Genomic DNA, 12,531 nt, shown 5'->3' with positions numbered 1-12,531 from the left:
GAAACCTTACTGGAGGCTATCAAATATGAGTGAATTAAGTGCAACAAACTGCGGATGTGGAAATTCTATGGATAACTGTGGATGTGGTTGCGGAATGTCTTCCTGCGTATGGATCATTCTTCTCCTCTGCTGCTGTGGCGGATGGGGACGCAATGGCGACGGCTGTGGCTGCGGAAATGACAGCTGCCTGTGGATCATCCTTCTTCTCTGCTGCTGTGGTGGATTCGGAAACGGATTCGGAACTGGATGCGGTAATGGATGCGGATGTGGAAACGGCTGTGGCAACGGCGGATGCGGCTGCTAGTTACGAAACTCAGACTCCATTCGTTCAGACAGACCAAAGGCGGGGCAAATTATATCCCCGCCTTTCTTATGTTTTATTTTTGTGCTTCTCCTGTTGCTTTTCGCGCGCCTCTTCCTGCTCCTTTTCCTTTTTCTTTCGCAAACATTCTTCATCCACTTCATAGATTGCATTTCCATCAATGATAATCCGGCTGCTCATTTACCAAAATCCTTCCATTATTTCTTCCTTTGCTTTATTATATGTGGATCTCATATTTTCCGTCTTCTTTACATATATATTTATAACGCTGAACCGTGGAGGACATATGGAAAAGAAACCGCCCCTTGTCATGACGCCATTTGACGAGTCTCTCACGAATGATTTTCTTCAGCTTGTCAAAATCATTCTTCCCTATCTGCCCGATCACGTTCAGCGTATAGCTGGCATTTATGTGAAACTTGCGGAACTTATGAATGCCTTTTACTGTTTCCAACCTCCTTATTATCATAACCGCAGAGGGCGGCTGCGAAAGCAGGAGAAAGATCCGGGCAGCATGTTTGAAGCAGTTGTACCCTATCTTTCTCCTGAAAAAAGAGAAATGTTCGATTCCTTTTCCGGAATATGGCAGATGATGGAAATGATGAAAGAGATGGACTTTGGAGATCCTGCAAATATGGCAGATATGATGAATGGATTTCAGGCAGCCCGGGATATGCCGGATATGATGAGTGGATTTCAGGCAGCCCAGGATATGCCGGATATGATGAGTGGATTTCAGACAGAAAGGATGGATGAAAATGAACGAATGGATGGAGCATCCGGATCTTGCGAATCTGGATCCGCTGAAACAGGAGCTGATCCGGAAAGCGGCGATGAAAGCCGGTGGCAAGAACGGGAAAGCGCTGGTACCGGTGATGATGTCGCTGATCACCGGCGCGAATAAACGGGGAATCCGGTTTACCCCTGATGAAATTTCGCTGATTCTTTCAGTGATCAAAGAAGGGAAAAGTAAAGAGGAGCAGGCACAGATTGACCAGATGGTGCAGATGATCCGGGCAATACAGGCAGGAAAACAGCCACCGGGTACCGGAAGGCGATAAAAATTGCCTTGCCCGTCAATCAATGCTATAATGAACGGCAGAAATGCACTTCAGGAGGAGCTTATGACAACGATCAAACTTACCATAGAATACGACGGAACCCGCTATCCGGGCTTTTCCACAAAGAAAAAAAGCGCCAGCATCGAATCAAAGCTTACACTGGCGATCAGGGATGTAACCGGACAGTCCACACAGCTTTTTGCTGCCGTAAAGACAGAACCGGGTGTTCACGCAGCACATCAGATTGTAAGTTTTCAATTAGAAAAAGAATCTTTTTCAGGCAATACAGAACTGTTAAAAATGAAATTAAACGCAGCTCTTCCGGCAGATATCGCAGTCACTTCACTGGAAATCGCAGATGAACGTTTTGTGGCTTCTCTCGCGGCAAAAAGCTGCACCTATACCTGCCGGATCGCCACAGATCCTGCCATAGCATTATTTTCCCGTCCGTACACCTGTGTTGTAACCGAGTCTCTTGACCTGGAAGCCATGCGGCAGGCAGCGCAGCTTCTTACCGGTACGCATGACTTTGCCGCATTTTCAAACGGACGTACTAAAAAAAGTACAGTGCGCACTGTAGAAACGATCAAAATTAACCGCAAAGGCCAACTGATACAGATTCAGCTGACTGCAAATAGTTTTCTCAGGCATATGCCACAGCTTCTTGCCGGCAGCATTCTCACTGCAGGAAAAGAAAAAAAGACAGACGGAACTACGCTGACTCTTGCTGGTGTAGAATCAGCAGCTCCCGCCTGTCCTTCGCATGCATTCACCCTGACAGATGTACAGCTCCGTTGATCTATCCTTCGATGATCTTCACATAAAAGGTACGGTTTCTTGGTCCGTCAAACTCGCAGAAATACAGATCCTGCCAGATACCAAAGACGATCTCTCCATCATGGATGATCAGCGTCTGTGACGGTCCGACCATCGTCGTCTTCATATGTGCATGCGAATTTCCTTCTGCATGCTGGTAGAAGAACTGTTCTGTCGGAAATACTTTTTCAAAACCACACAACATATCATGTACCACATCCGGATCCGCATTTTCATTGATCGTAAATCCGGCTGTCGTATGTGGTGAGAAGATCACAGCAATCCCTTCTCTTACACCGCTTTTTTCGATGTCTTCCCTTACCATTCCTGTTACCTTTGTCATTTGCTGTGATGCGTTTGTCGCAATCTGATGTTCGTACAGATGCATATGCACACCTCCTTATTTTTCCAGATAAGCCTCAAGTCTCGAAAGCTCTCTTTTCATCAGTTCATATCCATGATCGTAGAAAGCCATCAGCTTATCATAATCTTTCTCCAGTCTGGATACCGGCTTCATTTCCGGGCGAAGGACGAAGATCTTCCCTTCTTTTTCCAGCTTTTCTATATACTCTTCTGTCCGGTTATACATCGCTGGTCTACGGATACAGGTACGGACAAGTTCCGGATATTTACTGTACATCTTCCGGTATAACTTACCGACCGCTTTGGAAGTCGGTTTTTTGCGGTAGCCCTCCGGTCTCGTCAAAATAAGGACTATTTTTTTTATTCCCTTTTCCTGCACATGCTTTACCGGAATGGAATCGGCAAGTCCACCATCCAGATACGGAATCCCGTCTACATTTACGATCGGACATACAAGTGGCATACTGCTGCTGGCGCGGCAGATCTTCATCAGCCGGTCTCTGTCGCTCTCTTCGGTCATATATTCGGCATTTCCCGTAAGACAATTGGTTGTCACGATCTCACAGGTCATATCATTTGAAAAATAAGTATCAAAATCAAACGGAAAGAGTTCATTCGGATATTTATTGAATACCATATCCATATCCAGAAGACTTCTTTCTTTTACAAAATCTTTAAGTCCGTAATAATAGCTGTATTCCTTTCCTCTGTGGATCATACAGTCCCTTGTCCTGCCGATCTGCTTTGAAACATAATCGACCGCATTACAGGAACCTGCCGATACGCCGACCACATAAGAAAAATACAGATCCTTTTCCATCAAATAATCCAGTGCGCCGGAAGTGAATACGCCTCTTGTTGCGCCGCCTTCCAGTACCAGTCCTGCTTCTGTCAAAACACTCGCTCCTTTCGTCCTGCCATGCTGTATATTTCGTGTATGATTTATAAGTATACCACAAATTCTTCCTTATGTTAATGCTTATTCTCTTGCGAAAATTGTGCAGTCATGTTACCATAGTGAACGTAATGCAAAAATTGAAACGATGATTCTATTTGAATAAGGAGAATTTTTATGATTAGTACAAGTAATATCACCCTCCGCGTAGGGAAGAAAGCCTTGTTTGAAGATGTAAATATTAAATTTACAGAGGGCAACTGCTACGGTCTGATCGGAGCAAACGGAGCCGGAAAATCTACATTTCTTAAGATACTTTCCGGACAGCTTGAGCCGACCAGCGGAGAAGTTATCCTCACACCAGGCGAACGTCTTTCCTTCTTACAGCAGGACCACTTCAAATACGACCAGTATCCGGTTCTTGATACCGTAATCATGGGAAATGCCCGTCTTTACGAGATCATGAAAGAAAAAGAAGTAATCTACGCCAAGGAAGATTTCACAGACGAGGATGGGATCAAGGCAAGTGAACTGGAAGCAGAATTTGCAACCCTGAACGGATGGGAAGCAGAATCTGATGCCGCTTCTCTTTTGAACGGACTTGGAATTGAGACAGAACTTCACTACAATATGATGAGCGAGCTGACCGGTGCACAGAAGGTCAAAGTCCTTCTTGCACAGGCACTTTTCGGTAATCCGGATATTCTTCTTCTGGATGAGCCTACCAACCACCTGGATCTGGATGCGATCGCATGGCTGGAAGAATTCCTGATCAACTTCGATAATACCGTTATTGTTGTTTCCCATGACCGTTATTTCCTGAATAAGGTCTGCACACAGATCGCCGATATCGATTACGGCAAGATCCAGCTCTACGCCGGTAACTACGACTTCTGGTACGAATCCAGCCAGCTGCTGATCCGTCAGATGAAAGAAGCCAACAAGAAGAAAGAAGAAAAGATCAAGGAGTTACAGGACTTTATTTCACGATTCAGTGCCAATGCGTCCAAGTCCCGTCAGGCAACTTCCCGTAAGCGCGCCCTGGAAAAGATCCAGCTTGATGAGATCCGCCCATCCAGCCGTAAATACCCTTACATTGATTTCAAACCGAACCGCGAGATCGGTAATGAAGTCCTGATGGTCGAAGGCTTATCCAAAACCATCAATGGGGAAAAGATTCTGGACAATCTTTCCTTCACGCTGAACCGGGATGACAAAGTTGCATTTGTCGGTGGAAATGAATTTGCCAAAACTGTTCTCTTCCAGATCCTGATCGGAGAAATGGAGCCGGATGAAGGTACTTATAAATGGGGAATCACCACTACACAGGCATATTTCCCGAAGGACAGTGGAAAAGAATTTGACAATGACGATACCATCGTAGAATGGCTGACTCAGTATTCGGAAGAAAAGGATGTTACCTATGTACGTGGCTTCCTTGGAAGAATGCTTTTCGCCGGTGACGACGGTGTGAAGAAGGTTAAAGTTCTTTCCGGTGGGGAAAAGGTACGCTGTCTGTTATCCAAGATGATGATCTCCGGTGCCAACGTACTGATCCTCGACGAGCCTACTGACCACCTGGATATGGAATCCATCACTGCACTCAACAATGGAATGAAGAAGTTCCCTGGCGTACTTCTGTTCTCTTCAAGAGACCACCAGATCGTTGAAACGACAGCAAACCGTATTATGGAAATTCTTCCGGGTGGAAAGATGATCGACAAGATCACAACTTACGATGAATACCTTGCGTCTGACGCAACTGCTGCAAAGAGACAGGCAATTCTGGATCTGAATACAGAAGAACAAGATGACTAAATATTTATCTTGGTATTACATTTAGACTAATGTATAATAAATCAGGACTAAAACTCAGGTAGTTCCCCCGAACAATTGAAGTTCGGCCCGACACCCGAGTTTTAGTCCTTTTTTTATCCTTGTATATTCTTTTTTTCTCTATATTACAGGCTTCCAATAAACCGTTCAAATGCTGCCCTGCCTTCTTCTGTCTGCTTATAAACACCGGCATCTTCCAGCACCTGGTTAAATACCTGTCCGATTTCCTCATGGAGAATGTCCATGATATTTTCTTTCGTAATGTCTGTATATTTTGGAAGGAATTCTTCTACCCAGTCTGCATGCTTTTCAAGCACTTCATTGCTGCGGATATCCTTTCCTTCAAGGATTGCATCTGCAAGCTGTTCCATCTCACTTTTCAGTCTTGACGGCAGCACTGCAAGTCCCATTACCTCGATCAGACCAATATTCTCTTTCTTGATGTGATGTAATTTTGCATGAGGATGGTAAACGCCAAGCGGATGTTCTTCTGTCGTAATATTGTTTCTGAGAACAAGATCCAGTTCAAAATACCCATCCCTGATCCTGGCGATCGGAGTGATCGTGTTGTGCGGTTCTCCGTCCGTCTCAGCAAAGATAAATGCTGCTTCGTCTGTATAAGATCTCCAGCACGTCAAAATATGGTCAGCCGCGCTGATCAGACGTTCTTTTTCTTTGCACTGCAGACGGATAACAGACATTGGCCATTTTACCATTCCGGCGCGCACATCTTCATACCCCGGAATCACATATTCTTTAATAACCGGAGCTTTTGCCATTGCAAATTCATGATTTCCGCCCTGGAAATGATCATGGCTTAAAATTGATCCGCCTACGATCGGAAGATCTGCATTGGAGCCAACAAAATAGTGTGGAAACTGGCTGACAAAATCCAACAGCTTTGCAAAGGTTGCACGCTCAATTTTCATCGGCACATGCTCTCCGTTGAAAACGATGCAGTGTTCATTGTAATACACATACGGTGAATACTGGAATCCCCAGTCTTTTCCATCAATCCTGACTGGAATGATCCGGTGATTCTGTCTTGCCGGATGATTGACGCGACCGGCGTAGCCTTCATTTTCCTTACACAGCTGGCATTTCGGATAACCGCTCTGCGCGGCATTTTTTGCTGCCGCGATCGCTTTCGGATCTTTTTCCGGTTTGGACAGATTGATGGTGATCTCCATTTCCCCATATGGTGTCTCTGTGATCCATTTCTGATCCTTTTTAATCCGGTATCTGCGGATATAGTCGCTGTCCTGACTGAGTTTATAAAAATAATCGGTCGCTTTTTTCGGTCCTTCCTGATACAGTTCATAGAATTTATGGCTTACCATGCTCGGCAGCGGGACCAGTTTTCCCATGATTTTTGTATCAAACAGATCCCGGTACACAATCGAATCACTAATCAATCCTTTTTCCACCGCATAATCTGTAATCTCCTTCAGAATCTGTTCCAGCTCCTCTGCACCCCTGCTTCCTGGTGTCTCCTCGTAAGACTCCAGCCCAAGTGCCTCTAAAATCTGATTGGTAACAAATATTTTATCTTCCGGTGCTACAAGCCCCGTATCTAATCCATACTGTACCAGTTCTGTAATTGCCTGATCGATCATTTTTCTTCCTCCAAATCTTTCTGCTCGTCTTATATCCATCCATTTTCAATGCAGCACATTTTTCAGCACCGCATCCTCTATTTATGCAGATAGCAAACTAAAATCTGTATTTATGTCTAACCTTGACAGCTAGCATATTTTCGTTTACGCGATTACTTTCATTCCACCATATTTACGAACCTTTAATACGTGGCAGGAACCTTCTCCAAATACTGCATCCAATGCTTTTCTGTACTCTTCTACAAAATCATTCTTCACAAATGCCTGAATGGTTCCGGCAAATCCGCCTCCATGCACACGGCATACTCCATGGTTTCCAAGTACATTTTCGCTGACTGCAAGGGCAATGGATACTGCCTGGTTCTGCACGTCACGGTTGGTATATACATTCTGAAGATATTTGAAAGAGGAATCTCCGGATGCTTTGATCATATTAAGGAAATCTTCAAATCTTCCTTCGCGAAGGGATGCAACCTGTGCTGCAACTCTCGCATTATCACCGAAGAAATGCATAGCCCGAAGCACCGGACGGTCTCCAAGCTTCTCACGGAGTGCCGGGATCGCTGCGAAAAATTCTTTTTCATCTACGTCGCGGAGAACTTCTTTTCCAAAATATGTTGCAATAGCTTTCATATCCGCCGGAATCTGTGCATAATCCGGTGTCAGATCCTGATGAGAACCTTTGGTATCTACGATGCACAGACTGCATGCATGATTTTCAAAATCTACATCTACTTTTTCTACAACCGGAGCCTTTGGATCTTTGAAATCAATGTGGATCAGTCCACCAACCGCGCAGGCTGTCTGGTCCATCAGACCACTTGGCTTTCCAAAGTAAACATTTTCAGAATACTGACCAATCTGTGCAATCTCTACCATGCTGATCTGCATATCGTTGTAAAGTCCGGAAACGATGGTTCCGATGATTGTTTCAAATGCTGCAGATGAGGAAAGTCCTGCTCCGATCAGCACATCACTTGTCACATAAGCATTGAATCCACCAATCTTGTATCCGCGTTCTTTCAGTCCTGCAAGTACGCCACGGATCAGTCCGATCGATGTCCCTTCTTCTTTGTCAACCTTTTCTACATCATTTGCATCGATAACGATCATATCATATCCTTCAGATACCACACGGACGGTCATATCTTCATTTTTATTTACAATTGCGATCGCATCCAGATTAATAGAAGTTGCAAGCACCATTCCGTGCTGATGATCTGTATGATTTCCACCAACTTCACTTCGTCCCGGTGCGCTGTATACTTCTACTTCTCTGTCCCCATACAATTTCTGATACTCTGCCATCGCTTTTACATAGCGTTCTTCCTGATGTGCAATCACACTTTCATCAATATAAATATCTTTTAATGTATCACGGTACACGCCCTGTTTCATTTCTTCCATAAGTTTTGTAAGCTGTTTCATCTTCATTTCCTCCAAATACATTTTCGATTCTGCTTTGATAATTGTATTATAAAATATATTTAGTAAATTTGCAATATATATTTACTAAATATTTCGATAAATTTACTAGTGAATTTTTGTACAGTTCTACATAATTCTTTCACTTTCCATTTTTTTACTCCTCTGTTATAATAGAAGAATCAGAAATTTTTTAACAAGGGGGCCGCTTATGGCAACAATCAAAGATATTGCTTCTGCTGCCGGTGTTTCTGCCGCAGCAGTTTCACGTATACTGAATAATGACGAGACACTCAATGTTTCACCGGAAACCCGACAGAAAGTACTGGATACTGCAAGAGAGCTGCATTATGTAAAGCGCGGACGTCCTTCTGTCAAATCACTTTTTACCCTTGGGATCGTTCAATGGTTCTCTTCCCAGCAGGAACTGGAGGATAATTATTATCTTCTGATCCGTCAGGGAATTGAAGATTACTGCCTCTCACACAATATCCAGATTGTACGCACCTACAAAAGCGACATCAATTACATGAACGTTCTGAAGGATGTAGACTGTCTGATCTGTATCGGCAAATTCAGCCAGGAGGAAATTTCTTATCTGTATGAGATGAATTCGTGCATCCTGTTCCTGGATATGCCGGTAAACGATGACCGGATTTCCACGATCATTCCGGATTTCGGTGAGGCAGTTACAGAGGCTCTGGATTATCTGACCGGGATTGGGCATCGGGAAATCGGTTTCTTTACCGGAAAAGAATATATCGGCGAAAATCATCTCTATCCGGATTACCGGAAAAAAGTCTTTATTGATTACTGTGATGCACACGATCTGATTTATGAGCCTTATATCCAGGAGGGTGTCTTCCAGATTTCTTCTGGTTATGAGATGGCATGCAATCTGATCAACGGCGGCAAACTGCCGACGGCGATCTTTGCAGCAAGTGATCCGATCGCTTTTGGTGCGATCAAAGCCTTTACCGAACACGGGATTCGTGTTCCGGAGGATATTTCCATCGTAGGCTTTGATGATATCAATATGGCACAGTTTTCTGCTCCACCGCTGACAACGGTCAGTGCGCCGGCTTATCATATGGGAATGTACGGTGCTTCTATTCTGCAGCATCTCCTGAGGGAGCATCCGGGACCTGCACTTAAGATCAAACTGCCGTGTAAGCTGGTTGTCCGGAATTCGTGTAAAGCGATTAAAAAATAGATTCTTATCTGCCTAAATATACCGATGAATTTTATCTGACATCAAAAACTCCCATCCGGAGANNTCTCCGGATGGGAGTTTTTCTTAGTTAAGCAATTCATCAGAAAGCCTTTAGGACATCAAATAACTTTCTACCAGTCCTGCACTGACTCTTTATAATAAGTCACATTTTCCTGCAAAATTTGTATTTTTCCATCTTTCACTTCCGCGATTGATACCGCACAGTTCTTATGTACCCCCTGCTGCCAGTACCCGGAAATCGGCAGACCTTTCATCAGGCTCAGAATCCCGCAAAGTGCTGCACCATGTGTGGATAAAAGTACATTTTTATCCTGAAGCTCTTCTTTCTGATAAAGCTCTTCCAGAAAATTATTCAGACGTGACCGCACTTCTTCGAAGGATTCCCCTCCTTTTGGCGGCTGATACACTTCCGGTGCATTAAAAAAGTTGCGAAATCCAGGATCCGGAATATTCCATCCCTCTTCTCTGCAGCAAAGACCCTCAAACTCTCCAAAGCTCATCTCCTGGATCCGCTTATCCGGAACAATCGGAACCTCTCTGTCCCCCAGGACGAGCCGTGCCGTCTCTGCTGCCCTTTTCAGCGGGCTTGTGTAGCAGACCGCAAACGGTACATCTGCGAGTGCCGGAGCCGTTTCTTTTGCAAGTAGTTTTCCAAATTCATTCAGCGGAATATCCACCTGTCCCTGTAATTTTCTTTTTTTATTCCAGTCCGTCTCTCCATGACGGATCATATATATTTTCATCTCTTAGCTTCCTCCTGCTATCATAAAAAACACACGCATCCTCCGTGCCAGTCAGCATAGCGATTGACACGGGAGTTAACAGTAACGATTATAGCACATTTTTCACCTTTCTTCCACCAAAAGGCTTGTTATTAAACTTTATGACAGTTATAATAATGTTGGGGTCAAAAGGTATTTTGACCCCTTTGATACCAGATTGCTACGTGCTTTGCACTCTCGCAATCCTCAAAAACATTCGTAATCCGCTCATTTTTCTTTGAAAAATGGCTACTTACTCATGTTTTTGGCGGGTCAAGAGGTCAAAAAACCTCTTGCAAGCAAGCTTGCAACGGCTTTCTGACCTTTTGACCCTGGTATTTCATAATAAACATAGTACAAAAAAGGAGATACTTGATTATGGAGAAAATTACCAGTTTCACAATAGACCATTTGAAGCTTGTTCCTGGACTTTACGTCTCACGTAAGGATTTTGCCGGCGAACAGGTCATCACAACCTTTGATATCCGCATGACCAATCCGAATGAAGAACCGGTTATGAATACTGCAGAGGTTCACACCATCGAACATCTTGGTGCAACCTTCCTTCGTAACCACAGGGACTACGCATCAAAAACACTTTACTTTGGACCAATGGGATGCCGTACCGGCTTCTACCTTCTTCTTGTAGGTGATTATGAATCAAAAGATATCGTTCCTCTGATGAAAGAAATGTTTGCTTTTATCGCAGACTTCAATGGGGACGTACCGGGAGCTGCTGCAAAAGACTGCGGAAACTATCTGGACATGAACCTTCCGATGGCAAATTATATGGCAAAAAGATATCTGACTGAGGTTCTGGAAAATATTACAGAAAAACAGCTGGTTTATCCTGAATAAGCCTTACTATATGAATCTGAAAATGGGAGCCGAACATACTATCCATTGATTTTCTTCAAATGTTCCTGTATGTTTGCTCCCATTTCTGTTTTCAACCAAGCTCTCTATGATACACTTTCGGAATTTCGGAATTGCTACCAGAACCTCTCTTCCGTTGCAACATAATCTGCCGGAAGATCAAATTCTTCGGTCTCAATTTCTTCTACGATCTGCATTTCATAAGCAACTGCGATCCGGCAGATATCTTTCCGTTTTTCAAAATAACGATCATAAAATCCACCGCCATAACCGACCCGGTTCTTTTTTTTATCAAAAACACTTCCCGGCAGGATTGCCAGTGTAGTCTGTCCTTCTCCGGCTTCATAAACAGGACATTCTTTTTTCGGCTCCAGGATGCCATAAGCCCCCTTTTCCAGATCCCCAAAAGAATGTATCCGATAAAACTCCATCTCTTTTCCCGCTACCCGTGGCACATAGACCTTTTTTCCAAGCTCCCATGCCTTCTCGATCAGTGTTCCGGTTGCCACCTCTCCACGAAAATCAATATACGCAAGAAGGTTGTCTGCATTTTTAAATGTCTCTGTCTCTTCAATGCGTCTCATGATCCGGAGGCTCTTCTCCTGAACCTCTTCTTTTGGAAGTGCCTGTCTCATTTTCAGAATTTTTGTCCTAATTTCCTTTTTTCTGTCCATATTTCTCACCCAGATTTGTAATGGATCCATCCTTTTCCTTGATTGAAATGTTATTAAGCTGTCCACGAAGATTTCTTTTGAACGCATCTACATATTCCCGTCTGAGAATCTGCTGTTCTTTTTTCTCTGCCTCTGTCAGTCCTTCTGCTTTTGATTTTCTATATAACTCATTAATGCGTTCAATTTTTGTTGTCTCCATTTTTCTTTTGTCCCTTCTTTGTTTTTCTATATAATAATGTTATCTTTTTTAATCAGCTGGAATAATTTTCCAGGAACCCATAAAGCTTGTCTTTTCCCTCTAACCGCTTTCCCTCCCGGATCTCTTTCTGCAGCTCTTCCGGAAGCTCTTCGACACGGATATTCGTATATTCATAAATGCTTGTCTGGTCGTCCAGATAAACGATCACATATCCGTTGCGGTTTTTCAGATAATACACCCCTTCTTTGTGTGCACCACCCTGAGTGCTGACTGTCTGTTCTGTTTCCTGCTGCTCCGTCTGTTCTGTCCTTGCAAGTTCTTTCCTGTAATTATAATCCGCGTAATATGCATAAGACAGGATCGCAAGAATCAGAAGAGTCCCCGTCAAAAGACCAATATGATATCTTGTTTCCATAAGGAACACTCCTTTTTCTACAAGTATTGGTCTGCTTG

At 43.8% G+C, this 12,531-nt stretch carries 17 protein-coding genes; 7 read left to right on the top strand and 10 right to left on the bottom strand.

From position 1 onward, the window contains the following. Window positions 1-25 precede the first annotated feature (25 nt). Window positions 26-304: a chorion class high-cysteine HCB protein 13 gene (locus ACYQ5K_RS04675; RefSeq protein WP_195230373.1), complete on the top strand. Its 279-nt coding sequence runs from the start codon at window positions 26-28 to the stop codon at window positions 302-304. 66 nt (window positions 305-370) lie between these two features. On the opposite strand, the gene ACYQ5K_RS04670 is transcribed toward ACYQ5K_RS04675, so the two are convergent. Both ACYQ5K_RS04670 and ACYQ5K_RS04665 read right to left on the bottom strand, forming a co-directional pair. Then, window positions 371-502: a hypothetical protein gene (locus ACYQ5K_RS04670; RefSeq protein ID WP_459777301.1), complete on the bottom strand. Its 132-nt coding sequence runs from the start codon at window positions 500-502 to the stop codon at window positions 371-373. A 37-nt stretch (window positions 503-539) separates the two neighbouring features. After that, window positions 540-776: a hypothetical protein gene (locus tag ACYQ5K_RS04665; RefSeq protein WP_173688155.1), complete on the bottom strand. Its 237-nt coding sequence runs from the start codon at window positions 774-776 to the stop codon at window positions 540-542. A gap of 128 nt (window positions 777-904) precedes the next feature. Between ACYQ5K_RS04665 and ACYQ5K_RS04660 the strand changes: the two genes are divergently transcribed. From ACYQ5K_RS04660 to ACYQ5K_RS04650, 3 genes are all read left to right on the top strand, one after another. After that, window positions 905-1,078 carry a hypothetical protein gene (locus ACYQ5K_RS04660; RefSeq protein WP_459777300.1) on the top strand — a complete coding sequence of 58 codons (174 nt, stop codon included), beginning with the start codon at window positions 905-907 and terminating at the stop codon, window positions 1,076-1,078. Window positions 1,079-1,080: 2 nt separating this feature from the next. Then, window positions 1,081-1,383 (top strand): hypothetical protein, encoded by a 303-nt coding sequence (locus tag ACYQ5K_RS04655; protein ID WP_459777299.1) that lies wholly within the window; start codon window positions 1,081-1,083, stop codon window positions 1,381-1,383. Between the two features lie 63 nt (window positions 1,384-1,446). Continuing rightward, window positions 1,447-2,181: a tRNA pseudouridine synthase A gene (locus ACYQ5K_RS04650; RefSeq protein WP_195230369.1), complete on the top strand. Its 735-nt coding sequence runs from the start codon at window positions 1,447-1,449 to the stop codon at window positions 2,179-2,181. 1 nt (window position 2,182) lies between these two features. On the opposite strand, the gene ACYQ5K_RS04645 is transcribed toward ACYQ5K_RS04650, so the two are convergent. Beyond that, window positions 2,183-2,587: a secondary thiamine-phosphate synthase enzyme YjbQ gene (locus ACYQ5K_RS04645; RefSeq protein ID WP_173688151.1), complete on the bottom strand. Its 405-nt coding sequence runs from the start codon at window positions 2,585-2,587 to the stop codon at window positions 2,183-2,185. A 12-nt stretch (window positions 2,588-2,599) separates the two neighbouring features. Next, entirely contained in the window at window positions 2,600-3,457 is an 858-nt protein-coding gene (locus ACYQ5K_RS04640; RefSeq protein WP_173688150.1) for a patatin-like phospholipase family protein, read from the bottom strand. Between the two features lie 177 nt (window positions 3,458-3,634). Here ACYQ5K_RS04640 and ACYQ5K_RS04635 point away from each other — a divergent pair, with 177 nt between their 5' ends. Next, a complete protein-coding gene (locus ACYQ5K_RS04635; protein WP_022220629.1) occupies window positions 3,635-5,275 on the top strand; it encodes an ABC-F family ATP-binding cassette domain-containing protein in 1,641 nt (546 codons plus the stop codon). A gap of 143 nt (window positions 5,276-5,418) precedes the next feature. Here ACYQ5K_RS04635 and galT read toward each other — a convergent pair whose 3' ends face one another. Continuing rightward, a complete protein-coding gene (gene galT / locus ACYQ5K_RS04630; RefSeq protein ID WP_173688149.1) occupies window positions 5,419-6,909 on the bottom strand; it encodes a UDP-glucose--hexose-1-phosphate uridylyltransferase in 1,491 nt (496 codons plus the stop codon). Window positions 6,910-7,053: 144 nt separating this feature from the next. After that, complete coding sequence (locus ACYQ5K_RS04625; protein ID WP_022220631.1) at window positions 7,054-8,337, bottom strand: galactokinase; 1,284 nt, start codon at window positions 8,335-8,337, stop codon at window positions 7,054-7,056. A gap of 208 nt (window positions 8,338-8,545) precedes the next feature. Here ACYQ5K_RS04625 and ACYQ5K_RS04620 point away from each other — a divergent pair, with 208 nt between their 5' ends. After that, window positions 8,546-9,547, top strand: a complete 1,002-nt coding sequence (locus ACYQ5K_RS04620; protein WP_173688148.1) for a LacI family DNA-binding transcriptional regulator — start codon at window positions 8,546-8,548, stop codon at window positions 9,545-9,547. A gap of 131 nt (window positions 9,548-9,678) precedes the next feature. On the opposite strand, the gene ACYQ5K_RS04615 is transcribed toward ACYQ5K_RS04620, so the two are convergent. Further along, window positions 9,679-10,311, bottom strand: coding sequence for a histidine phosphatase family protein (locus ACYQ5K_RS04615; protein WP_173688147.1), 633 nt, complete (start codon window positions 10,309-10,311; stop codon window positions 9,679-9,681). Window positions 10,312-10,707: 396 nt separating this feature from the next. On the opposite strand from ACYQ5K_RS04615, the gene ACYQ5K_RS04610 reads away from it, so the two are divergent. Further along, the gene (locus ACYQ5K_RS04610) at window positions 10,708-11,187 is read left to right on the top strand and encodes an S-ribosylhomocysteine lyase (RefSeq protein ID WP_008370792.1); all 480 of its coding nucleotides are present in this window, start codon (window positions 10,708-10,710) and stop codon (window positions 11,185-11,187) included. A 134-nt stretch (window positions 11,188-11,321) separates the two neighbouring features. Here the strand turns inward: ACYQ5K_RS04610 and ACYQ5K_RS04605 are convergent, their stop codons facing one another. From ACYQ5K_RS04605 to ACYQ5K_RS04595, 3 genes are read right to left on the bottom strand one after another with little or no spacing between them, the layout of a single operon-like run. Continuing rightward, complete coding sequence (locus ACYQ5K_RS04605; RefSeq protein WP_173688146.1) at window positions 11,322-11,879, bottom strand: 5-formyltetrahydrofolate cyclo-ligase; 558 nt, start codon at window positions 11,877-11,879, stop codon at window positions 11,322-11,324. After that, a complete protein-coding gene (locus ACYQ5K_RS04600; RefSeq protein ID WP_173688145.1) occupies window positions 11,857-12,078 on the bottom strand; it encodes a DUF896 domain-containing protein in 222 nt (73 codons plus the stop codon). The genes ACYQ5K_RS04605 and ACYQ5K_RS04600 overlap by 23 nt, the downstream gene beginning before the upstream one ends. A 52-nt stretch (window positions 12,079-12,130) precedes the next feature. After that, window positions 12,131-12,493: a hypothetical protein gene (locus ACYQ5K_RS04595; RefSeq protein ID WP_173688144.1), complete on the bottom strand. Its 363-nt coding sequence runs from the start codon at window positions 12,491-12,493 to the stop codon at window positions 12,131-12,133. Window positions 12,494-12,531 lie beyond the last annotated feature (38 nt).

This window comes from Allocoprococcus similis (genome assembly GCF_054660775.1).
Note: the sequence above shows the minus strand (reverse complement) of the source record. Positions and strands in the feature narration are given on the sequence as shown.